Raw genomic sequence first — 24,906 nt, 5'->3', positions numbered from 1 at the left:
TTATGCAGGTTATTGATACTAAAATTGCTGATGTTAAAATTATTCAGCCTAAAGTTTTTGGTGATGCTCGGGGTTTCTTTGTGGAAACTTTTGAGAAAAAACGCTATCAGGAAATGTTAAATATAGAATTTGATTTCGTTCAAGACAATCACTCTCGTTCAACGAAAGGAGTCCTTCGCGGACTTCATTTTCAAACGCAGCATGCGCAGGGTAAATTAGTTCGGGTGGTTCGTGGTGAAGTTTTCGATGTTGCAGTTGATATTAGACCTGAATCACCTACTTTTGGCCAATGGGAAGGGGTAATTCTTTCAGAAGAAAACAAAACTCAATTCTGGATACCACCAGGCTTGGCTCATGGTTTTGTTGTGCTATCCGACATAGCTGATTTTGAATATAAATGCACAGATTACTATAATCCAGGATTTGAGGGATGTATTTTATGGAATGATGTGGATATTGGCATCGAATGGCCTGAGAAAAATCCTTTACTTTCCGAAAAAGATAAGCAAGGGAAAACTCTTAAGGAGCTATTTGCATGAAGATATTGTTAACTGGTGCAAATGGTCAATTAGGTCAGTGTTTTCAGGATCGGGTTCCCGATGATTGGGATGTTTGGGCGACTGATACTTCTGAACTTGATATTACAAATAATAAAAGGGTTTTGAAGGCAGTTGAAACATTTAAACCAGATATTATTGTAAATGCTGCGGCTTATACCGCAGTTGATAAAGCCGAAACTGAAATTGATATTGCAAAAAGTGTAAATGAAGACGGACCAAGGAATTTAGCCATAGCGGCAAATCGATATGGTGCAATTTTATTCCATATTTCGACGGATTATGTATTTGATGGAAGTTCAACGATACCGTATCTTGAAAATGATCTGACTAATCCACTCGGTATATATGGAAAAACCAAACTTGATGGTGAGAAGGCTGTAATTAAAAATAGTCCAACGGCGATTATAATCAGAACGGCTTGGGTTTTTAGTGAATATGGGGGTAATTTTGTCAAAACAATGCTTAGGCTTGGTCGCGAAAAAAAAGAACTGTCGATTATAAATGATCAGCGCGGTTGTCCTACCTATGCAGGCGATATCGCTCAAGCGATCATCGAAATGATTAAAATAAAAACATCATGCGGGATATATCATTTCTGTGGAGATAAAGAAGTCTCATGGTATGAGTTTGCTGAACATATTTTTAAAAAAGCGGTAGATGCTAACATTATCTCTAGGCCTCCTTCGCTTAATGCTATTACAACTGAGGCATATCCTACTGCAGCAAAAAGACCTTCTTACTCAAGTCTTAACTGCACCAAAATGAAAGTTATTGGAATTAATCCATCAAACTGGATGTATGCTTTGGAAAATGTGTTAGCTAAGTTATAGAGTTGGTGAATTCTGTATTAATAATTTAGTTCATTACTTTTATATGTTACTGGGATTGCCTTGAGTGATGAATCTTTATATTTTTACAAAAGCAATTGAACTAATAGGGCCCTGCGGGGCTCTTTACTTACAAAATTACACATTTAAGATTATTTAATCATGTGCCAAGCTCAAACTTAATATATGCCGGGAGTATTTAAATTATAGTCATTAATAATATTATATCTTAAGTTTTAAAGGTGTTATAATTCACATTCAATTATTTCAATTAATGACTTATTTCATGAACAATAAGATAAATCATTTCGGAAATTAAAATGATTATAAAGAAAGAAAGACTTCTAACAATTATTTTTATTATTATTCCCTATGTGCTTTTTTGTGCATATATGGTTGGTATTAAAGACCCGTTAGTCTGGCGTGATTATGGAGTCTACCTAAATTATTTTGATGATTCAGCAAATGATATTATATATATAATAACTAATATCCAAGACCCCGTCTTTGTGCTGCTGATGCATCCTTTCCATAGCCTGGCAGAAGGCTTTGATATATTTCTTTTTTGGTGCGCCATTATCACATTATCTTTAAAAATATATTCAATTAGTCTTGCGACGCAACGCTTTTCATTTTTTTTAGTTCTCTATAGCTCATATCTTCTTTGTTTGCATGATTATATTCAAATTAGAATAGCATTAGCGCTGGCTATATTTTGCTATGCAATGTATGTGCGTAAAGGCTGGGTTCAGTTTTTATTGTTTGTTGTATCAATCTTTGTTCATTTATCCTTAGTTGTTCCTCTTTGTATATTTTGCTTGGTGCATGCTAAGCGTATTGGATATAAGAGGATTTTTTGGTCAGGTCCGGCGATCATAGCACTGTCACTGTTGATTCAGCAAGGCGCTGTATTTATATCACGTGTTAATCAATACCTAGAATTACAAAAGCAAGGAATCGGCGTAGATATAAATGTATATTCTGTCTTGCCTTTCTTTCAGTTATTAACAGTTTTGTTTGTTTTTTTTAATAAAAAACTTATTTCATATAAATATACGTTTGAATTCGTTATGTCTTATGTGGGCGTCATAATTTTTTATTCAACCTTGGCAATCCCTGCAGTTGCTCTAAGATATTTTGAGATATCAAACCTTTTCTTTATTATATTGTTGTCTCGTTTGTTTTTTAAATCTTATTTTTTTATTGCCATCTTCTTCATGTATATAATTGTTGGTATAAAGAATTATGGACAACTATTAAATTTAAACATTCCCTTTTTAACATCTTAAGATCCTTAAAATATACTCACAATACTCATTATCAGAAATGGTGCCTAAAATGCCTAAGATGCTGTATATAACTAACATTTATGAGGATAAAAGTGATGGGATCTGGAATAAAATAAAGTATAACGTTCTGGCTTATCAACGACTTGGGTTCGATGTTGATTTTGCGTATAGAAAAGAGGATGGGTTTTATGTGATTGAGAATGAACCTTACACAGAAAATAGCAAATCCCAGGTAGTTGAATGTATATATAAAGATTTATTTTACTATAATTTATCTCTTAAAATTAATTGTGAATATGATCTTGTTTATATAAGAAAACCGGTTGGAGGTGCTGGTTTTATTTTTTTGAAAGCACTTCTTAAAAAGCTAAAAAATAATAGGCGCTGCAAGATCGTTTTCGAAATACCTACTTTTCCCTATGAGAAGGAAATCAATACTGCGCGATTAAAAATTTCAGATTTAATTCTAAAGTGTTGTCTTCCTTTTACATATAAATATATAGATGTAATTACTTACATGGGGGATAAGTATGAAAGAATTTGGGGCGTACCTACACTTAGAATTGCAAATGGGATTGATTTGAATTTTATCAATGTTGTAAGAACTGAGCTAAAACCACTTAATGATGAATTCATTTTTGTGGGGGTTGCACGCTTATCCTTTTGGCATGGATACGATAGACTGATTAAAGCCATTTACAATTATAAAGGAAAATATACTTTAAAATTTATTATCGTTGGCAGTGGTGAGCCAGAAATGTCTGCACTTCAAGAAAAAGTGCGGCAATACGGAATCCAGGATAATATTTTGTTTACTGGTTCTAAGAGTGGAAATGAGCTTGATGCAATTTATGAACAAGCTCATGTGTGTGTGGACTCGTTAGGACGGCACAGGAGCGGTTCTTTTTATAATAGTTCACTAAAGTCTAAAGAGTATACTGCTAAAGGGCTTCCTTTCATCAAAAGCCATATGGATGATTCTTTCATGGATGTGGATTTTATATTTGATGTTACGCCAGATGAGAAGGATATTGATGTTAAAGAGATAATTCAGTGGTATTCATCATTATCACTTGATACACCAGCAAGAATGCGTCATTTTGCTCATGATAATTTATCTTGGGATATTCAGTGTAAAAAGATATTAAATGAGTTATTAATTAAATAAAATCAACAATCTATGGTAAAATAATGAAAGATTTATTCGCAGTAATTGTTACTTATCATCCCCAACTTATTAATTTAAAAAAATTGATCGTGGCTTTAAGAGAGCAGGGGGTATCTCCAGTAATTGTAGATAACGGTACTTTAAAGCAAGATTCCCTCTCTGAAATAGAAAATATTGCTCATGTTATTAATCTTGGCGATAATATGGGTATTGCTTTTGCTCAGAATAAAGGGATATTATATTGCAAAAGTAAAAATGCCAAAGCTATTGTTTTTTTTGATCAAGATAGTGAAATAAAAGCTGAATTCATCGAGTCGCTAGTAAATGATTATAATGATTTAATTGCTGCTGGAGATAAAGTTGCAGTTATAGGGCCTACTTTTATTGATTCAAGATATGGCTTTTATTATAAACAGATTCGGTTGAATAAGTTTGGCATTAGAGAAAAAGTTGATCCTGCCCATTTTTCTAAACCGTTTGAGGCTACCATTATTATTTCTTCAGGTTCTTATATTCCGGTCAAAGTACTTGATGATGTGGGGTATATGGATGAAGATTTTTTCATTGACTACGTTGATACTGAATGGTGCTTACGAGCAATATCAAAAGGATATAAGATTTTTGTATCAACGAATGCTGTCATGGAGCATGCAATTGGGGATAAAATGATTAATATAGGTGGATTGCATGTCCCGGTGCACTCTCCTATCAGACGTTATTACAGGATTAGAAATGCAATACTTTTTTCAAAATTATCACACATACCTTTGATGCTAAAAATTCGTGATAACTTAATGAATATTGTTCATCAGCTATTGTTAATACTAACGCAGAAGCATAAATTCTTGAATGCAAGAACTATGTGTAAAGGTATTAAGGACGGTTTTGTTGGCAAGGTTGGAAAGGGATAGAATATATGGTGAGGTGATATGAAACTTTCTAGAAGGCGTTTTTCGAAGTTTTTGTTTTTTTCATTTTCAGTATTTTCCTCCAGAACAGGATTTTCAGCATTATATAGTGAAGCAGGTACTGATAATCGTTTTCATCCCATTGCAAGATTAAATGTTGTTAATTCATTTGACGAACTCAGGGAATTGGTACCCAGAAATGAAGGCCAGTGTATCGAGTTAAAAAGTTGGCACCAAGGATTAAATGAAGGTTCTGGAGAGTTTATTGCAGTTAAAGGATATATTGAACACGATGATGGTGGCACTTTAGCTAAAGTAAATAATGAGTGGTTTTGGAAAAGAATTATTAAAGGGCATTATACACCAGAAATGTATGGGGCTGTCGGTAATGGTGTATTCGATGATTATAAATATTTCCAAAAAATGCTCGACTCCATTCCCTCTAATGCTGTGGTTATGTTGGATGGAAAAAAAGTTTATTATAATAATTTTTCAGGACGAGAAAATAAAGCTAATATCTGGACTCTAACCAAACCTATAACTATCTTTGCTAATAGTGCACTCTTAACAAGACGCACTCCCAAACGCATAGGCACTAAAGATAATAAAAGTAGCGTCCTTAAATTGTCGGGTGACGGCCCTTTCAATCTGTATAATTTAAGAATAGAAGGGGCAAACCCAATAGGAAAAATTAAGAATCATTTAAAGCAAGATACGGATATCTCTGGTTATGCTATTTGTGATTGTCAAGACTTCGGGGTTCATATCATAAATGCGAATAACATTAAAATAGTTAATGCTGATATATCCTGTTGTTCTTTTAATATATGGGTGGAATCATCTTCAAATATTAAAATTACTGGGAACCTCCATCATTCAGGCCAGGTTGTACCAAATATAACAGCGAAAGATTTGGCATATGGTGCGGGTGTAAAAATATTGAATTCGCGAAATTTTAACATTGACGTTGAGGGTAGGTATAACACAAACGCTACGGTTGAAGTTGAACCTAATAATAGTTTTGGAAACGTTAGGGTGCTGTCGTTTGACAACCTAAGTAATGGGTTGGTTATATACAATAGTAATAATATCCAATTTTATTCTTATACAAAAAATACCATTCAGGGTAATGGTACGTTTATAATATCCAATAATGGAAAGATTGAGACTGGAAATATCAAAGGAACGTCGATAACTGAGGGGTGTTCTTGGGTTGGGACATATGTTCAATTAAAAGGCGACTCCGGGTTTAATGTTTCTAATATTGATTTGGTTTGTGTTAGTTCATTATGCGATAACTACGGCCTAGTTATTGAAAATAAATCAACAAAGTCTTTAGAGAATGTTAGAATAGATTATAGAGGTGAAAGCAATAGCACCGTTAAGAAAGGGTTTGATATGAAGGTCATTGGTGATGTTGCTGGGGAAATAAAAGGAAGTATAAGAAAAAGTTTAAATGGTGTATTTTTTGATGGAAATGAAATGAATCGTTTGAACGTTAAATTGGATTTGTCAGAAATAAAATTTAAACATTATCAAATGGGTAGTGTTGTAAAAGCTAGATTCACAGATAAATAATTTTTAGAAAGGCAGTGCTTATTTTATCGCAGTTGCTCATTCTTTAATGACAATTTATTTTTTTGCGAAACAAAAACTTTCACCTGTTTTTATTATGTTAAATGATTGCAGTGGCATCTATCACCGACTGACATCATGGGGTAAAGTATAGATGCTTATCTAAGCTTGTTTGCCGTAGAGGCTATGGGCTGTTTATCATTAAGACCGGAGTAAAAGATGTCTAAACAACAGATCGGGGTTGTCGGTATGGCAGTGATGGGGCGTAACCTTGCGCTCAACATCGAAAGCCGGGGTTATACCGTCTCCGTTTTCAACCGCTCCCGTGAAAAGACCGAAGAAGTGATTGCCGAGAATCCCGGCAAGAAACTGGTCCCACATTATACAGTGCAAGAGTTTGTTGAGTCGCTCGAAACTCCGCGCCGTATCCTGTTAATGGTGAAAGCGGGTGCAGGCACTGATAGTGCCATTGACTCTCTGAAGCCTTACCTGGATAAGGGTGACATCATCATTGATGGTGGTAACACCTTCTTCCAGGATACTATTCGTCGTAATCGTGAGCTTTCAGCTGAAGGTTTTAACTTCATTGGCACCGGCGTATCCGGCGGTGAAGAGGGCGCGCTTAAAGGTCCTTCGATCATGCCTGGCGGCCAGAAAGAAGCTTATGAGCTGGTTGCTCCAATTCTCAAGCAGATTGCAGCAGTCGCAGAAGACGGTGAGCCGTGCGTAACCTATATCGGTGCCGATGGTGCAGGTCATTATGTCAAAATGGTTCACAACGGTATTGAATACGGCGATATGCAGCTGATTGCTGAAGCCTATGCTTTACTGAAAGGTGGTTTGGCGCTTTCTAATGAAGAGCTGGCCCAAACCTTTACCGAATGGAATGAAGGTGAGCTCAGCAGCTATCTCATTGACATCACCAAAGACATCTTCACCAAAAAAGATGAAGAGGGTAAATACCTGGTTGATGTGATCCTCGATGAGGCAGCAAACAAAGGTACCGGTAAATGGACCAGCCAGAGCTCTCTTGACCTCGGCGAACCGCTGTCACTTATTACCGAATCTGTATTCGCCCGTTACATCTCTTCTCTTAAAGACCAGCGTGTGGCTGCTTCGAAAGTCCTTACCGGACCGCAGGCTAAGAGTGCAGGCGATAAAGCGGAGTTCGTTGAGAAAGTTCGCCGGGCTCTGTATCTGGGCAAAATCGTCTCTTACGCTCAAGGCTTCTCCCAGCTGCGCGCGGCTTCTGATGAATACCACTGGGATCTGAACTACGGTGAGATCGCGAAAATCTTCCGTGCCGGCTGCATCATTCGTGCTCAGTTCCTGCAAAAGATTACGAATGCCTATGAGCAGAATGCCGGCATTGCCAACCTGCTGCTGGCCCCATACTTCAAGCAGATTGCCGATGACTATCAGCAAGCCCTGCGCGATGTTGTTGCATATGCTGTGCAGAATGGTATTCCGGTCCCGACGTTCTCTGCGGCCATCGCCTACTATGATAGTTATCGTTCCGCAGTCTTGCCTGCGAACCTGATTCAGGCGCAGCGCGACTACTTTGGTGCACATACCTATAAGCGTACCGATAAAGAAGGTGTGTTCCACACTGAGTGGATGGATTAAATTCCATTACCTAACTTAAAGCAAAATCCCGGTTAGTTTTTAGCCGGGTTTTTTGTGCTTTTTTTCGAGACACTCGTACTTTCATAATGTATGTGCGCTTCCTCTTTAGAGTTTTGGCTATTACCCCGACACTGGTAAGGTCTCTCCTTGACATACATCCAGCCACGGAGTAAAACCGCCACAAGCGTTGATTACCAGGGTGGCTAATATGCCACTGTCCAGTTAACTGATTAAAGTGTGATCGAATGAAAATTACTATTTCCGGTACCGGTTATGTTGGTTTATCGAATGGCATCCTGATTGCGCAAAACCACGAGGTGGTGGCGCTGGATATCGTTCAATCCAAAGTTGATATGATTAACCAAAAGATTTCTCCGATTGTTGATAAGGAGATCCAGGAATATCTGGCGGAAAAGCCGTTGAATTTTCGCGCGACAACTGACAAGCATGATGCCTATCGTAATGCAGATTATGTCATTATCGCCACGCCGACTGACTACGATCCGAAAACGAACTACTTCAATACTTCGACCGTTGAAGCCGTTATTCGTGATGTCACCGAGATTAACCCCCACGCGGTAATGATTATTAAATCCACCATTCCCGTTGGCTTTACTCGTGATATTAAAGAGCGCCTGGGCATTGATAATGTCATTTTCTCTCCTGAGTTTCTTCGTGAAGGCCGCGCGCTCTATGACAACCTGCACCCGTCACGTATTGTCATTGGTGAGCGTTCAGAACGCGCGGAGCGTTTCGCTAATCTGCTGAAAGAAGGCGCGATTAAGCAGGATATCCCGACGCTGTTTACTGACTCCACCGAAGCTGAGGCGATTAAGTTATTCGCCAATACCTACCTGGCGTTGCGCGTAGCTTACTTTAATGAACTGGACAGCTATGCTGAAAGCCAGGGTCTGAACAGTAAACAGATCATCGAAGGCGTTTGCCTCGATCCGCGAATCGGTAATCACTATAATAACCCCTCCTTTGGCTACGGCGGGTACTGCCTGCCGAAAGATACCAAGCAGCTGCTGGCAAACTATGAATCTGTACCGAATAACATCATCGGTGCCATCGTTGACGCTAACCGCACGCGTAAAGATTTTATTGCCGACTCAATCCTGGCGCGTAATCCTAAAGTCGTCGGCATTTATCGCCTGATCATGAAGAGTGGCTCCGATAACTTCCGCGCTTCTTCTATTCAGGGCATTATGAAGCGTATCAAAGCTAAAGGTATCCCTGTTATTATTTATGAGCCTGCAATGACAGATAGTGATTTTTTTAATTCTAAAATAATAAGAGATTTGGAGTTATTTAAAAGTAAAGCCGATGTGATTGTATCTAATCGGATGTCTGAAGAGTTACGTGACGTAGCCGAGAAAGTTTATACCAGAGATCTTTTTGGCAGCGATTAATATTTTATCGATACCGATTTCATAATCGGTATCAAGTTATTAGTTCTAATTGTTTATTGATGAAATAGGTTAAACAATTATAGATAATCAATTTTTATTAATGTTAATGTCTTTCGGTCTTTTTTCTGTCATTAACATTTATGATGTTCAATCACGTCATATGATAAATACATCGCCTACAATAATGATTACTGTTGGTTCACTTATTAGCAAGAAGATTAACTATGAGTTTAAGAGATAAAACCGTTAAGGGTGCCAAGTGGTCAGCTATAGCCACTGTTGCAAGTATAGGTATTTCTTTCTTGCAAATCACATACTTGGCCCATATTGTCGAGCCCCATCAGTTTGGGATTTTAACTATATCAATGTTAGTTATAGTAATTGCAGATACAATATCAGACTTTGGAATATCCAATTCAATAATACAAAGGAAAGATATAGCAGAAGTGGAACTTTCCACCTTATACTGGCTTAATGTTGTAATTGGTTTTTGTGTTTTTATTATGGTTTTTTCATTAAGTTCTTATATAGCGGACTTATTTCATCAACCGGATATAAAACCGTTGGTACAAGTTCTTTCATTTGCCTTTATTATTATTCCATACGGGCAACAATACAGGGCTCTTTTGCAAAAGGAATTGGAATTTTCGAAAATTGGTCTAATTGAAACCATCTCTATATTAATTGGTTCTGGTGTGACAATGGTTTCTGCGTGGTTTCATCCGTATGCTATAACTGCTATATGGGGTTATTTATGCATGTCAGTAACGAAAACAGCAATGTTCTTTTATGTTGGCAGAAAAGTATATAAACCATCGCTAATTTTTAAATTAAAATCTATTAAATCGAATATCAAATTCGGCGCTTATCTTACTGCTGATGCGTTAGTAAATCAGTTAAATTCAAATATTGCTACAGTTATTCTCTCGCGGTCATTAGGTGCAATCGTTGCAGGTGGTTATAATCTATCTTACAATGTTGCCGTTATGCCACCTTCGCGATTGAATCCAATTTTAACAAGAGTCCTTTTCCCTGCATTTGCTAAAATTCAAGATGATAAAGAAAAATTAAAAGAAAATTTTTATAAGTTATTATCATTTGTTGGGTTAATTAATTTTCCGGTATTATTGGGACTACTAGTGGTTTCACATAATTTTGTAATATTAATTTTTGGTGATAAATGGTTGTTTATTACACCCATATTACAGATTTTATGTATTGTCGGTTTGTTGAGGTCTATCGGTAATCCTATTGGTTCATTGTTAATGGCAAAGGCGAGAGTTGATATAAGCTTTAAGTTTAATGTCTTCAAACTAGTATTGTTTATACCATCTATTTGGATAGGAGCGACTTTTTTTGGAGGGGTAGGAGCTGCTCTTGGATTTCTGGCTGTTCAACTTCTGAATACTTATCTGAGCTATTTTATTCTCATCAAACCTGTATTAGGTAAAAGTTATCGTGAATACCTCAAGAGTATTTTACTTCCATTTATATTGACATTACCGACAGTCTTAGCAGCATGGTTAGTTGGCTTATATGCATTTTCGTCCGAAGTTATCATTATGCTTATGGCTCAAGTAATTGTTGGTGTTATTGTATTTTTCGTTACAATAATTTTCAGTCGTAATAGCTTCATCTGTGAAGTTAAGCGACAGATTATTAAAAATCCTAAAATCCGTCGATTCGTAAGGGCTTAAGAATAATATGCACTATATGACTATTTTAAAAAATAAATTATCAGTTATTGATGATGTTGTACCACATGGAAGTCGTATTATATACTTGGATATACCTTTACATTTGAATGTTGGGGATTTGTTGATTTACAAGGGAACAGAGCAGTTTTTCAAGGAAAGAAAATATAAGGTTTTAGCGAGAAGAACTGATAATACAAGTTTGGCTTATGTAAAAAAGATTAAAGATATACCTGATGATGTTATTATTCTACTGCATGGTGGGGGTAATTTTGGTGATCTTTATCCTCAACATCAAGCTCTTAGGGAAGCAGTTGTTGAGAAATTTCCAAATAATAAAGTAATTTTCTTACCGCAAACAGTACATTTTAAAAATGAAAGCGAAATGAGAAAGTCTGCTTCGATTATTCGGACACACAAGAATTTAACAATATTTTGCCGAGATACGCGTAGCCAAAACATCCTCAATGATAACTTTTGCAATGATGTTCGGCTCTGCCCTGATATGGCTCATTCATTGTGGGGGATTTATTCTACGCAAAAAAAAGAGGATATAAAACGGGACACATTATGGATGATCCGTAAAGATATAGAAGAAACAAATTTAGTTGGGTTAGAAGGAATTCCCGGACCATCACATTATGAGGACTGGGAAGATATTTGTTCAGATAAAGACCGGTCTTATACTAACCTTCTTAGACAATTTGAGCGAATAAATAATCTTATTGGAAAACAAATTGTTCCCACCGAGTTACTCTGGGCTAGGTACACAGATAAGTTAGTTGAGAGAGTTAATAATTATTTTAAAATTCATTCGGATGTGGTGACATCAAGAATGCATGGTCATATCTTATGCTGTTTACTTGGGGTTAATACAAAGCTTCTTGATAACTCATATGGTAAAAATTCTACTTACTATGAGGCCTGGACAAAATCCGTTCCAAATTGTGAGTTAATTAATATATGAGAGATACGAATTTACCAACACTTTCTGTAGTCATTCCTGTCTACAATGTCAGTAAGTATGTTTTAGAAGCAATAGATTCAGTAATTAATCAAACAATAACTCCTTTTGAGGTCATTATTGTCGATGATGGTTCTACCGACAACTCTGGTGAATTAGTTGAACAATACTATAGTGAAATTCAGTATGTGAAAATTATTCACACTCATAATCAAGGTCTGGGAGAAGCTAGGAATGTTGGTACCAGAGCTGCATTGGGAGAGTATATTTATTATTTCGATTCAGATGATGTGTTGCAATTGTATTTAATTGAGGATTTTTATAATGCGTTAAAATCGAATGGCGAATTGGATATTTTTGCATTCTCAGCTGAATCATTTCTTGACGGTGCAGATAAGGAAATGGTAGCACCTCAAAACAAATTGCCAAAATACTTACGAGTTCATGAGACATTATTTTCTTCGGGTGGAGAGGCTTTTATAGAAATGTCAAGAACAGGGACTTTTTATCCTAATGCTTGGCTTTATATTTTTAGACGCAAATTTTTTACAGATTTTAATATTACATTTAAGTCCATTATCCATGAAGATGAAGAGTTTACTCCAAGGCTTTTTTTACATGCCGGAAAAACATTTATCACACGAAAATGTTTTTTTAAACGAAGAGTCCGGGCTGGCTCAATCATGCAATCATCTAGATCTGAAAAAAATATAATTGGATATATTGAAAGCATAAATGCGCTTGAGGTATTGCTAGCATCTCATGATGGGGAAATAAAAAAATACCTTCGAGCACGATTGATAGAGAATATATTGAATATATTAGTGATACAGAAAAGCAATAATATCGTTTTAACAACCCAAACGTCTCAAAGAGTTAGAGCTTTACTGAAAAAGTATAAAACTTTTTATATTTTTTTAGCGCAGCATAATTTTTTTGTGTATCGAGTGGTTAAGTTTGTTATGAGGAAATTTGGATGCAAATAAATTAACATCATCAAAAATGTCTTATTATAACTCACTATTTTCCCAAAAGTAATCTGTTTGAGATGATATTGTGTCTCTGTGGCCAGTTGGCCATAATCTATTATGGCGGGGGATGTAATTATATAAAAGTTAGTTTAATAAATATATTTATCACAAGAAAGTCGAGAACGATTTTAAAACTGTATACTTAAATTTTTCAGGCCACCTCTAAGGGGTGGCCTTCAACTAATTTTTGATGAATTTTTTACCTAAATTTATTCCTGGCTTTTCAATAAATTTAAAGCAAAGGTATGAAATTGAGTAGACAATTGGTGCACATATTGCCGCAACAAGCAAAAGCCTAGAAATAGCACTTAGATCTGACAGATGATAAGATTGAATTAATATTCCAATTACTGGCGTGACAATAAGCAAATGTATTAGATATACTGAATATGAAACATCACCCAACCAAACACAAAACTTGTTATTAAATAACCATTTGATATTCTTTAGAACGTTTTGAGCATATGGAATTTTATTCTCTTTAAGTAAGCCGATAATTAATGCACACATAGCCAATTGGATTATTAGTTGTCTCTTGTCAATATGAAGATGAGTTATAGTTGCGAATATAATGACAATAAAGGGAAGTGAGATTGATATTACCCTGTTGCTATGAATGGCTATATAAATAAACATGCCAGCTATAAAAATAGGTAGTTTTAATAAAATGAAAGAAGGCATCGGGAATGATTTATAAAAATCGGGAAAAATGAAATACAACAAGGTTGATATAATCGACATTAATAATAATGTTGTTTTTAAATTAGTAATTTTCCCGATGAACATCAAAAATGGGAACAATAAGTAGTATTGTACTTCTAAACCAATGCTCCAGTCAGGTAAAGTAGTTCTGAAACTATACTCAGGAGATAATCCGAAAAGAAGAGATGCATGTATGACTATGTTTTTAACTGACTGATCAGTAAAGCGATCCACTCCTGTAGCAGTATTTGGATAATACTCTGATATGATATCCCTCATACTGCCAATATATGGACCAAGTAAAATGGCTATGGCTAGCAATACATAATACAATGGTGCTATTCGAAAAAAACGTCTTACCCAGAAGTTATTCACAGTACTTAATTTATTCCATGGTTCAATGTTTCGCCTTTCAATATAGTTTTTTGTCATGAGAAATCCAGATAGCAATACAAATAAATCTACGCCGTAACTTGGATTTCCTAGTATAGGTATATTGCACTGTACCAATATACAGATATGTCCTATAAAAACCCAAGCTGATGCCAATCCTCTGAATCCTTCCATTTCAGGGAGCCAAGTTTTTTTTATTGAGTTCATATGCCTGTTTTCATTAATGAATGTTGTAAAGAGATTTTAGCTTCCGTGAGGATATTTTTCATCAAAAATATCTCTTTTTAATGTAAATTATTTACACGAAAGTATGCTTGCTTGGTTATGGTGTGTTCGCATCTCTTACTAGAATGTTTTTGAACTATCGATTCTGAGCTGCTTAGTACTTTTCTCGCCGTACAAGGTTATTAATATAAAATATACAATGCCGTGTATTTTGTGTGGTTATTGGCTGGCTAGTTTTAAATAGTTCTCTGCGGTCCAGGCTGAAGCTTGCGAGTACAAACAATTATTCCATTGGAATCATTTTTGTTTCTTTTATTATGTATGTGGCTTCTACATACAGCTTATTCATTTTTTAAAAACTTGACATGTTAAAGTAATTAAATTTAAAGTTGCTTTATGGCATTTTCTAATATGAAAATGCTCCCATCTGTTCAAAAATCATTCTTCAGCTTCTGTGTTGTACAAATTATAGTCAGTTTAATACCTAAGTTTCACGACTCAAGGTTCTATGAAAAAACGTGACCTCGCTTAGATTCTTCAATCGATCATCTTGTCCCAACCATCGAGGTCGGATATGTTTAATTCACCTTGTGAAGAGCTACCGTCACTGTGATGTAGACGCTGGAGATAAGCGCCGGAAGGTAAAACAGAGCCTGCTTGCAGGCTTTTGTTGTTTCTGGAACCCTGGTTTTCAGGAGAGCTGCCTTGCGGCGAGTTAAGGTTCTGATTGAAATTGACACGGGTGAGGGGGCGGGATCTTTCAAGGGAAGGGCGCAGGCATAGCAAGCACAAGCCATTTACGGCCACCAGGATATAATGTTGATGCTAAGGTCTTAGTACCCGATTAGCATAACTTTTTAGTTTGACGTGGCGACCAATGCCAGCTGAAAAGACAATACACATCCCCACCGCTGGCAGTGTTTTATTCTTATATTATTATTTCCTATGCCTGTATTATAATTATATTAAGTTTTCTTTTCACCACTTTCGTTTGTTAAAAGTCAGCTTGGTCTTTTTCTGATCTTTAATATAAGAAATCAGAAAATAAACTGAAACAATCAACAGGATGGCAGCAACTGCTAAGAAAATTATGTTTGCCATAATGCGTACCAGAATGAAAGGAATGTTATAAATCCATTTGCCTGCGAACTAATATCATTGCAAAAGCATGCCTTTGCCTGCTTAACATATCCTGAATTTAAGAAAATTCCTATATGGTGTTTGTGGTTTTTTTTGAGGAAAGTGGAAAACCCTTTTTCGCGACCAGTAGTTTGAACAATGGCGCTGTAGCTGGCTTTAGTGCCAGCTTGATTAGCTGGTGATTGTTTCTTTCGTACGAGAATGCTCTTCAGTGATTGTATTGAAAGTGGCTTATATCAGAGTTTGTTGATGATTTTGTTTGGTTTATGTTAATTCTGTGTTTCGTTATTGTGTGGTGCGCGGGCTTTGCGCTGAGATAGGTATTAACAGAGTGTTTTTACGAGCATCTGAATGGATAAGATTGCCGAATGACAATTCTCGATATAAAAAAGCCGCAGTCGTATCCCACTGCGGCTAAATACCCTGCGCCATGCTGGGTTGATTAGACCTTATAGTACGCCTTATACCAGTCAACGAAGTTCTTCACTCCCTGCCTGACCGTCGTCTGCGGTCTGAAACCCACCGCATCGTACAGCGGCTTGGTATCTGCGCTGGTTTCCAGTACATCGCCCGGCTGTATTGGCATCATATTTTTCTCCGCAACCATCCCCATAGCTTCCTCAAGCGCCGTGATGTAATCCATCAGTTCAACCGGTGAGCTATTACCGATGTTATACACCCGGTATGGCGCTGAGCTATCTGCCGGTGATCCTGTCTCAACGGTCCATTCGGGATTGGGCTGCGGGATAATATCCTGCATCCGAACAATCGCCTCAACGATATCGTCAATGTAAGTGAAGTCGCGCTTCATCTTGCCATAGTTGTAGACATCAATAGGCTTTCCTTCCAGCATGGCTTTTGTGAACTTGAACAGCGCCATATCCGGACGGCCCCATGGGCCATAGACGGTAAAGAATCTGAGTCCAGTGGTCGGAATACCATAAAGGTGAGAGTAGGTATGCGCCATCAGCTCGTTTGCCTTCTTGGTGGCGGCATACAGCGAAACCGGATGATCAACCGAATCATCGGTAGAGAACGGCATTTTACGGTTCAGGCCATAGACCGAACTGGATGAGGCATAAAGCAAATGCTCAACATTATTGTGTCTGCAGCCTTCAAGAATGTTCAGATAACCAATCAGGTTAGCGTCGGCATAAGCGAACGGGTTTTCCAGGGAGTAGCGAACGCCAGCCTGAGCGGCAAGATGGATCACCCGGTTAAATTTCTCATTAGCAAAAAGTCGGGCAATACCTTCACGATCCGCCAGATCGATTTTGTGAAAACTGAACAGGGGAGACTGCAGTAAATCCAGACGGGCCTGCTTAAGATTGACGTCATAGTAGTCGTTCATGTTGTCGAGACCGACAACCTCATGACCCGCCTCCAGAAGGCGCTTGCAGGTATGAAAGCCGATGAATCCTGCGGCTCCAGTTACTAAAAATTTCATATTCATCCTCTGGGGTGACTGTATCCCGCTATATATTTGTCGATTTTACACTGGCTTGCCGTGTGGATCACCTGCTTTACCGTTGCTGATTATGTTCACGCATTAGATGGCTAAGCGATGTCACCCGTATCAGAGCTTTTGCATTGGCATTCTGAGGTGGAGATGAGATTCATTATCGAAGCTTGATGATTAGCAAGATAACAATTGCGTGAGGTCTTGTCATAATCTCGCGTTCCCGACTCCTTAAGTCCTCGAAAGTTAACGTAGATAAAAATTGATTTTATGTATGAATTTACAATTCTTTCACATTGATAGTGGGATGTCTTTTTTTATCGTTTAAAATCAAAATGTTAGTTTTTTTGTTGTATTTGCTTTACATTATGTTTACGACATGAATCATTTGCAATATGAATTGATTGGCAACGTATTTTCATTTTTATTCCCATGGACCAGCGCTATAATGCGGCAACTCATTTGCATGACCATTGTGTTGTCAGTTTAATCAGCTATCCTGTGCGCAGCGTTAAATATGACACCAGACTGATTGTTGGTGTCATTTCAATCAATATTGCGTACGGTTTACGCCGGTTCACAGAAGATGGATAGGGAGATAACCGAGAAGAGTCTCGTCAGGAGTTCAAAAAATGGGCTTGCTAAACGTGCTAATTGAGAAATTCCTGATGGATGGGGGTTAAGCAAACAGCGAGAGTGTGGGCCTGCTTGAATCTTTTTAAATTTCAAGTGAGCAGCACCCAGCGTCACGGGCAGTAATCTTACCCGATAGCCGCTGCGAGAGCCGTTTGACGTAAGAACAGGGTGTGTCAGTTTACTGCTGTCGTAAAAGCAGTCGCTAGAGATGTTTACAGATAGGGTTGTTGAATCATTACGCAGTTTGGTTGCGATAGCCAAGGGCGGTAGCGTGATTGAAAGCTATCATGTAATACTATGGGGGAGGAGTATCTGACTGAAAAATAACAGTTTTTACTTTACGTCCAGAAATGGTGTCTTAACTGGCGATCTTCATGTCAGCCTCTCACTTGTCTCCGTTTAGCCTGGATGAGCTACCATGGTCGGCTGCTGCCAATGAGTTAAAGCGTACAGAAAAATTGGGAAATCTTGCTTTAACCTATGCACTTAAGTTTTCACGTTGTATGTCCAAAGCCACGGCGTCTATCGGCAGTGTATCAGTCAGGGCGTTAGAGCTATCGCAGTTGATTTAGTCAGTCAGCGACAACTCGCAATTCTAAAGTGCATAACCCAATGCTTAAAATTTCGTAGAATAATTTATGAGTATAAAAATGAAGTATAATCTAGGGTATTTATTTGACCTGCTTGTTGTTATCACCAATAAAGATCTAAAAGTACGCTATAAGAGTAGTGTATTTGGTTATTTATGGTCAATTGCCAACCCCCTACTTTTTGCGATGATCTACTATTTTATCTTTAAATTGATCATGCGAGTCCAGATTCCAAATTATACCCTTTTCTTAATAACGGGTCTCTTCCCCTGGCAGTGGTTTGCAAGTTCTGCGACGAATTCGCTTTTCTCATTTATTGCTAATGCGCAAATTATCAAAAAAACCGTATTTCCGCGTTCGGTTATTCCACTTAGTAATGTGATGATGGAAGGATTGCACTTCTTATGCACTATTCCTGTCATTGTCGCTTTTCTTTTTGTGTACGGTATGCGTCCTTCGCTTTCATGGCTTTGGGGCATACCGCTCATTGCTATCGGACAGGTGATTTTTACCTTTGGCATATCAATTATTTTTTCTACTTTGAATCTTTTCTTCAGAGACTTAGAAAGATTTGTGACTCTCGGTATTATGCTGATGTTTTACTGCACTCCCATTTTATACGCATCGGATATGATTCCAGCAAAATATAGCTGGGTTATTGACTATAACCCTCTGGCGAGTATGATTTTAAGCTGGCGTAATTTATTTATGGATGGCGTTTTAAACTACGAGCATATCTCAGTGTTATATTTGACTGGTATTGTGCTGACAGTTATCGGATTAAGTATTTTTAATAAATTAAAATATCGATTTGCAGAGATCTTGTGATGGAACCAGTAATTGATTTTAATAATGTGACAAAAGAATATCCACTTTACCATCATATTGGCTCAGGTATTAAAGATTTAATATTTCATCCTAAAAGAGCCTTTCAATTACTGAAGGGCCGTAAATATCTTGCTATTCAGGATGTCTCTTTTACGGTAGGTAAAGGAGAGGCTGTTGCGCTCATTGGGCGAAACGGCGCAGGCAAAAGCACTTCTTTGGGGCTGGTTGCCGGTGTTATCAAGCCAACGAAAGGGTCGGTCACAACTCGTGGGCGAGTGGCCTCAATGCTTGAGCTAGGTGGTGGTTTTCATCCAGAATTGACTGGCCGTGAGAACATTTATCTTAATGCCACCCTTCTTGGGCTACGGCGTAAAGAGGTTCAACAGCGAATGGATCGCATCATTGAATTTTCCGAATTAGGGGAGTTTATTGATGAGCCGATCCGCGTCTATTCTAGCGGTATGCTAGCGAAGCTTGGCTTCTCGGTTATTAGTCAAGTTGAGCCTGATATTCTGATTATTGATGAAGTGCTGGCCGTCGGCGATATTTCATTTCAGGCCAAATGTATTAAGACGATTAAAGAGTTCAAAAATCGTGGTGTGACAATACTGTTCGTTAGTCACAACATGAGTGATGTGGAAAAAATATGCGATCGGGTTGTCTGGATCGAAAATCACCGTCTCCGGGAAATCGGTTCTGCTGAAAGAATCATCGAACTTTATAAACAAGCAATGGCCTAAATCTGGTAATTAAATGAATAGTATTAAGATCTATACCTGTCATCATAAGCCGAGCGCATTCCTTAATGCATCGATTATAAAACCATTGCATGTAGGTAAAGCTAACTCCTATAATGATATCGGCTGTATTGGCGATGATACAGGAGATAATATTTCGTTTAAAAACCCCTTTTACTGTGAGTTAACCGCACATTATTGGGTTTGGAAAAATGAATCTCTTTCTGATTATGTCGGCTTTATGCATTATCGCCGACATCTGAATTTTTCTTCAGAACAGAGCTTTCCCGAAGATAATTGGGGCGTAGTTAATTCACCCGTTATTGATGCAGATTATGAAAAGCAGTTTGGTTTAACCGACACGGCAATCCAGGATTGTATTTCAGGGTTTGACCTGCTGTTACCGAAGAAGTGGTCAGTGACCTCTGCTGGAAGTAAAAATAACCTCGATCATTATGAGAAAGGGGAGTTTTTACATATTAAGGACTATCTGGCTGCCCTGGAGATTGTCGAAGAGCTTTATCCGGATTATAAAACGGCTATTCAGCAGTTTAATAATGCAACTGATGGCTATTACACGAATATGTTTGTGATGCACAAAGATATGTTCGTAGACTATTCTGAGTGGCTTTTCGCGATTTTGACTCATCTTGAAAGTCGCATCTCGATGAATAATTATAACGCTCAGGAAAAGCGTGTTATCGGCCATATCGCAGAGCGCCTGTTTAATATTTACATTATAAAACAGCAGCAAGATCGTGCCCTGAAAGTTAAGGAACTACAGCGCACTTTCGTGACGAATGAGACCTTCAACGGCAAGCTGATGCCGGTCTTTCCTCACGCTGCGCCAATCGTCATCAGTTTTGATGATAACTACGCCATCAGCGGCGGGGCTTTAATCAACTCTATCGTTCGCCATTCTGATAAAAACACCCATTACGATATTGTTGTGCTGGAAAACAAGGTTAGCAATCTTAACAAGCAGCGCTTAACCAGGCTGGTTTCGGCCCATACAAACTTTTCACTTCGATTTTTTGATGTGAATGCCTTCACTGAATTGGATGGCGTACATACCCGTGCGCACTTTAGTGCATCAACCTATGCTCGCTTGTTTATTCCGCAGCTTTTCCGTGAATATGAGAAGGTTATTTTTATCGATTCCGATACTGTGGTGAAGGCCGATCTGGCGACTTTGCTTAATGTCGAACTCGGCACAAACCTTGTTGCCGCCGTTAAAGATATCGTCATGGAAGGCTTCGTCAAGTTTGGCGCGATGTCGGAGTCAGCTGATGGCGTGATGCCCGCCGGCGAGTATCTGCAAAAAACGCTTAAAATGACCAATCCTGATGAGTATTTCCAGGCGGGGATTATCATTTTCAACGTTGCGCAAATGGTGCAGGAAGATACCTTCTCCGAGCTGATTAAAACCCTGAAAGAGAAAAAGTACTGGTTCCTTGACCAGGACATTATGAACAAAGTTTTCTACGGCCGGGTTGAATTTTTACCGCTGGAGTGGAATGTCTATCATGGTAATGGCAATACCGATGACTTTTTCCCCAATCTCCAGTTCGCAACATATATGCGCTTTTTAGAAGCCAGAATGAACCCGAATATGATTCACTATGCCGGGGAGAATAAACCGTGGAATACGGACAAGGTTGACTTTTATGACGATTTCCTGGAAAACGTCATCAACACGCCATGGGAAAAAGAGGCCTATTTCCGTCAGCTATCTTTGATTAATTCATCAAATCCTGCGCATAATGCAGGGCAAACGCCCGTTCTGCTTCAGACCAGGATAAAAAAAGCGTTGATGCCTTTCCTTAATAAATATGCTCCTGTCGGTTCACCGAGGCGAAATACGATAACAAAATACTATTATAAAGTTAGACGCTCAATTCTTGGTTAAGGCTGCTGGAGTAATATTATGAACAGTAAAAATATTTTAATTGTCGGCGCTGGTTTTTCTGGTGCGGTTATCGCCCGCCAGCTTGCTGAACAAGGCCATCGTATCAGAATTATCGACCAGCGGGACCACATTGGCGGTAACTCCTACGACGCGCGCGATCCGCAAACGGACGTTATGGTCCACGTCTATGGTCCGCATATCTTTCATACCGATAATGAAACAGTGTGGAACTATGTGACTCAGCACGCTGAGATGATGCCGTATGTGAACCGCGTCAAAGCAACCGTTAACGGACAAGTGTTCTCTCTGCCGATCAACCTGCATACCATTAACCAGTTTTTTGCCAAAACCTGTTCGCCAGATGAGGCCCGGGCGCTTATTGCAGAAAAAGGGGACAGTTCGATCCAGGAACCGAAAACGTTTGAAGAACAGGCCCTGCGTTTTATTGGTAAAGAGCTGTATGAGGCGTTTTTCAAAGGCTACACCATTAAGCAGTGGGGGATGGAGCCATCACAGCTTCCTGCGTCGATTCTTAAGCGCCTGCCGGTTCGTTTTAACTACGATGATAATTACTTTAACCACAGATTTCAGGGCATGCCGAAACTGGGTTATACGAAAATGATTGAGTCAATTGCCAATCATGAAAATATCACTATCGAACTTCAGCAGTCGTTCAACGCTGAAGAGAGAGAAAAGTACGATCATGTGTTCTATAGCGGGCCGCTGGATGCCTTCTATTCCTATCAATATGGCCGCCTGGGCTATCGTACTTTGGATTTTGAAAAATTCACCCGGCAGGGCGATTATCAGGGCTGCGCGGTGATGAATTACTGCTCACTGGATGTTCCTTACACCCGTATCACTGAGCATAAGTACTTTTCGCCCTGGGAAACCCATGAAGGGTCGGTATGCTATAAGGAATACAGCCGCGAGTGCGGAGAAAATGATATTCCTTATTATCCGATTCGGCAGATGGGGGAGATGGCTTTACTCGATAAGTATTTGTCCCTCGCGGAAAGTGAAAAGAACATTACCTTTGTTGGCCGCCTTGGAACCTATCGATATCTGGATATGGATGTCACTATCGCAGAAGCATTAAATACAGCCGAGAAGTACTTATCTTCCCTTGATAATCATGAAGCTATGCCAGTGTTCACGGTTTCTGTGCGATGAATTGCTCCGCATTAATAGTCACTTATAATCGTTTAGAGAAGTTAAAAGTAACTATTGCCAACACTGTGAAATTAAATTTTACAGCGATAATGGTTGTCAATAACGGGTCCACGGATGGGACCCAGGAGTGGTTAGCCACCCTTAGCGACCCCCGCGTGATTGTCCTCAATCTACCCTCTAATACCGGTGGGGCGGGGGGGTTTAAGGCCGGGAGTCAATATTTATGCGACAACGTCGATAGCGACTGGGTTTTCTTTTACGATGATGACGCCTGGCCCGAGAGCGATGCGTTGGAAAAATTCGCCCATCTGGATAAGGCTAACTGTCGGGTGTTCACCGCTTTGGTAAAAGATCTCCGGGGACAACCTTGTTCGATGAACATCCCTTTTGCTAAAGTACCGTCATCGTTTATCGACACATTACGCTACATCAAAAAACCGGCCGAGTTTCTACCGTTGATTTCCCGTTCGACCGCGGTACAAACGGTATCCTTTGTCGGGATGATTATTCAGCGAGATTTGCTGCGAAAGAATATACACAATATTCACGATGAGTTGTTTTTATATTTTGACGATCTCTACTTTGGCTATCAGTTGACGCTCGATGGCGAAGAGATTCGTTATTCGCCTGAGGTTGTCTTCTCGCACGATGTAAGTATCCAGGGGAAGTGCGTCTTTCCCGAATGGAAGGTTTATTACCTTTGTCGAAATCTTATTCTGGCGAAGAGAATTTTTCCGCGAGTTGCCATTTTTAGCCGTCTCTCAATCCTTTTGCGGTTGATTAAATATGTGTCAATATTGCCATGGCAACGCAATAAATTGTTATATTTTAAATGCTTGCGTCGTGGAGTTATCCATGGTGTAAAAGGAATCAGCGGTAAGAATCATTAAGTGGATATAGCAATGAAAAAACTGTGTTATTTCATAAACTCGGATTGGTATTTTGATTTGCACTGGATAGATCGTGCAATCGCCGCCCGAGATGCTGGTTATGAGATTCACATCATCAGTCATTTTGTCGATGGTAAAGTGCTGAATAAATTTAAAACATTTGGTTTTAAGTGTCATAACGTCCCACTTGATGCTCAATCATTTAATGCATTAACTTTCTTTCGGGCCTTTTTTGCCTCCCGAAGGATCATCAAAGAGATTAATCCCGACCTTTTACACTGTATTACAATCAAGCCATGTCTGATCGGTGGGCTTCTTTCGAGGGCAAATAATCGCCCGGTCATCGTGAGTTTTGTCGGCCTCGGGCGTGTATTTTCTTGTGATACGGGCTTGCTTAAGCTATTGCGCAATATCACTATCATGGCATATAAGTATATTGCCAGTAATAAGCGCAGTATATTTATGTTCGAACATGATAAAGATCGTAAAAAACTTGCGGGTTTTGTTGGGATTGACTATCAGCAGACTATTGTCATTGATGGCGCAGGTATCAACCCGGATATCTATAAATATTCTCTGGAGCAGGAGCGTGATGTTCCGGTGGTGCTGTTTGCCAGCAGAATGCTCTGGAGCAAAGGGCTCGGGGATTTAATTGAAGCCAAGAAAATCCTCGAATCCAGAAATATTCATTTTACGCTAAACGTTGCCGGGATACTTGTTGAAAACGATAAGGATGCCATTTCCCTTGCGGTCATTCAGCAATGGCATAAAGAAGGGCTGATTAACTGGTTAGGTCACAGTTCAAACGTCTGTGACTTGATCGAGGAGTCGAACATCGTGGCACTGCCTTCGATCTATTCAGAAGGCGTCCCGCGTATTCTGCTTGAGGCTTCCTCGGTTGGCCGGGCCTGCATTGCCTACGATGTTGGCGGCTGCGATAGCCTGATCATTAATAACGATAACGGCATTATCGTGAAAAGTAACTCGCCACAGGAGCTGGCCGATAAGCTTGAATTCTTGTTAGCCAATCCCAAAGCACGAGTAGAGATGGGTATCAAAGGACGGCAACGCGTTCAGGATAAGTTTTCTAGCGGTATGATAATCAGTAAGACCCTAAAGACTTATCATGATGTGGTTCAGGGATGATGTAACGCAAGAGATTACAGCTTC

20 protein-coding genes are annotated in these 24,906 nt (G+C 38.8%); 17 read left to right on the top strand and 3 right to left on the bottom strand.

Annotated elements, in window-relative coordinates; all coding sequences use genetic code 11:
* Positions 1-2 precede the first annotated feature (2 nt).
* The 11 genes from rfbC (at position 3) to BWI76_RS19005 (ending at position 13,009) form a co-directional block, all read left to right on the top strand.
* Complete coding sequence (gene rfbC, locus BWI76_RS19055) at positions 3-539, top strand: dTDP-4-dehydrorhamnose 3,5-epimerase (RefSeq protein WP_004138711.1); 537 nt, start codon at positions 3-5, stop codon at positions 537-539.
* Entirely contained in the window at positions 536-1,390 is an 855-nt protein-coding gene (rfbD, locus tag BWI76_RS19050; RefSeq protein ID WP_004138713.1) for a dTDP-4-dehydrorhamnose reductase, read from the top strand. The genes rfbC and rfbD overlap by 4 nt, the downstream gene beginning before the upstream one ends.
* Positions 1,391-1,707: 317 nt before the next feature.
* Complete coding sequence (locus BWI76_RS19045; protein ID WP_004138716.1) at positions 1,708-2,676, top strand: EpsG family protein; 969 nt, start codon at positions 1,708-1,710, stop codon at positions 2,674-2,676.
* Between the two features lie 49 nt (positions 2,677-2,725).
* On the top strand, positions 2,726-3,844 hold the full coding sequence (locus BWI76_RS19040) for a glycosyltransferase family 4 protein (RefSeq protein WP_004138718.1): 1,119 nt from the start codon (positions 2,726-2,728) through the stop codon (positions 3,842-3,844).
* A gap of 23 nt (positions 3,845-3,867) precedes the next feature.
* On the top strand, positions 3,868-4,755 hold the full coding sequence (locus BWI76_RS19035; RefSeq protein ID WP_004138719.1) for a rhamnosyltransferase: 888 nt from the start codon (positions 3,868-3,870) through the stop codon (positions 4,753-4,755).
* Positions 4,756-4,773: 18 nt separating this feature from the next.
* Positions 4,774-6,330, top strand: coding sequence for a hypothetical protein (locus BWI76_RS19030; protein WP_145977446.1), 1,557 nt, complete (start codon positions 4,774-4,776; stop codon positions 6,328-6,330).
* Positions 6,331-6,546: 216 nt separating this feature from the next.
* Positions 6,547-7,953 carry an NADP-dependent phosphogluconate dehydrogenase gene (gene gndA, locus BWI76_RS19025; RefSeq protein ID WP_004138721.1) on the top strand — a complete coding sequence of 469 codons (1,407 nt, stop codon included), beginning with the start codon at positions 6,547-6,549 and terminating at the stop codon, positions 7,951-7,953.
* 245 nt (positions 7,954-8,198) lie between these two features.
* Positions 8,199-9,365 (top strand): UDP-glucose 6-dehydrogenase, encoded by a 1,167-nt coding sequence (gene ugd / locus BWI76_RS19020; protein WP_004138722.1) that lies wholly within the window; start codon positions 8,199-8,201, stop codon positions 9,363-9,365.
* A gap of 224 nt (positions 9,366-9,589) precedes the next feature.
* A complete protein-coding gene (locus BWI76_RS19015) occupies positions 9,590-11,062 on the top strand; it encodes an MOP flippase family protein (protein WP_004138723.1) in 1,473 nt (490 codons plus the stop codon).
* Positions 11,063-11,078: 16 nt separating this feature from the next.
* Positions 11,079-12,026 carry a polysaccharide pyruvyl transferase family protein gene (locus BWI76_RS19010; RefSeq protein ID WP_004138724.1) on the top strand — a complete coding sequence of 316 codons (948 nt, stop codon included), beginning with the start codon at positions 11,079-11,081 and terminating at the stop codon, positions 12,024-12,026.
* Complete coding sequence (locus BWI76_RS19005; RefSeq protein WP_004138726.1) at positions 12,023-13,009, top strand: glycosyltransferase family 2 protein; 987 nt, start codon at positions 12,023-12,025, stop codon at positions 13,007-13,009. Before BWI76_RS19010 ends, BWI76_RS19005 begins: the two co-directional genes overlap by 4 nt.
* Positions 13,010-13,234: 225 nt before the next feature.
* Here BWI76_RS19005 and BWI76_RS19000 read toward each other — a convergent pair whose 3' ends face one another.
* From BWI76_RS19000 to BWI76_RS18995, 3 genes are all read right to left on the bottom strand, one after another.
* Positions 13,235-14,356, bottom strand: coding sequence for an acyltransferase family protein (locus tag BWI76_RS19000; RefSeq protein WP_064371586.1), 1,122 nt, complete (start codon positions 14,354-14,356; stop codon positions 13,235-13,237).
* Positions 14,357-15,352: 996 nt separating this feature from the next.
* The gene (locus BWI76_RS28205; protein ID WP_004138729.1) at positions 15,353-15,475 is read right to left on the bottom strand and encodes a small membrane protein; all 123 of its coding nucleotides are present in this window, start codon (positions 15,473-15,475) and stop codon (positions 15,353-15,355) included.
* 481 nt (positions 15,476-15,956) lie between these two features.
* The gene (locus BWI76_RS18995) at positions 15,957-16,961 is read right to left on the bottom strand and encodes an NAD-dependent epimerase (RefSeq protein WP_004122469.1); all 1,005 of its coding nucleotides are present in this window, start codon (positions 16,959-16,961) and stop codon (positions 15,957-15,959) included.
* Positions 16,962-18,259: 1,298 nt separating this feature from the next.
* On the opposite strand from BWI76_RS18995, the gene BWI76_RS18990 reads away from it, so the two are divergent.
* Genes BWI76_RS18990 through BWI76_RS18965 form a run of 6 tightly spaced genes read left to right on the top strand, consistent with a single transcriptional unit; the run spans position 18,260 to position 24,882 of the window.
* Complete coding sequence (locus BWI76_RS18990) at positions 18,260-19,027, top strand: ABC transporter permease (RefSeq protein WP_004138730.1); 768 nt, start codon at positions 18,260-18,262, stop codon at positions 19,025-19,027.
* Positions 19,027-19,767, top strand: a complete 741-nt coding sequence (locus BWI76_RS18985; protein WP_004138732.1) for an ABC transporter ATP-binding protein — start codon at positions 19,027-19,029, stop codon at positions 19,765-19,767. The genes BWI76_RS18990 and BWI76_RS18985 overlap by 1 nt, the downstream gene beginning before the upstream one ends.
* Positions 19,768-19,780: 13 nt before the next feature.
* Positions 19,781-21,673: a DUF4422 domain-containing protein gene (locus BWI76_RS18980; RefSeq protein WP_004138733.1), complete on the top strand. Its 1,893-nt coding sequence runs from the start codon at positions 19,781-19,783 to the stop codon at positions 21,671-21,673.
* An 18-nt stretch (positions 21,674-21,691) separates the two neighbouring features.
* The gene (glf, locus tag BWI76_RS18975; protein WP_004138737.1) at positions 21,692-22,846 is read left to right on the top strand and encodes a UDP-galactopyranose mutase; all 1,155 of its coding nucleotides are present in this window, start codon (positions 21,692-21,694) and stop codon (positions 22,844-22,846) included.
* A complete protein-coding gene (locus BWI76_RS18970) occupies positions 22,843-23,736 on the top strand; it encodes a glycosyltransferase (RefSeq protein ID WP_004138738.1) in 894 nt (297 codons plus the stop codon). The genes glf and BWI76_RS18970 overlap by 4 nt, the downstream gene beginning before the upstream one ends.
* Complete coding sequence (locus BWI76_RS18965) at positions 23,737-24,882, top strand: glycosyltransferase family 4 protein (RefSeq protein ID WP_024360025.1); 1,146 nt, start codon at positions 23,737-23,739, stop codon at positions 24,880-24,882.
* Positions 24,883-24,906: the final 24 nt, after the last annotated feature.

This window comes from Klebsiella sp. M5al (assembly GCF_002090195.1).
Lineage (GTDB): Bacteria > Pseudomonadota > Gammaproteobacteria > Enterobacterales > Enterobacteriaceae > Klebsiella > Klebsiella grimontii.
This window is presented reverse-complemented; position numbering and strand designations above follow the sequence as displayed.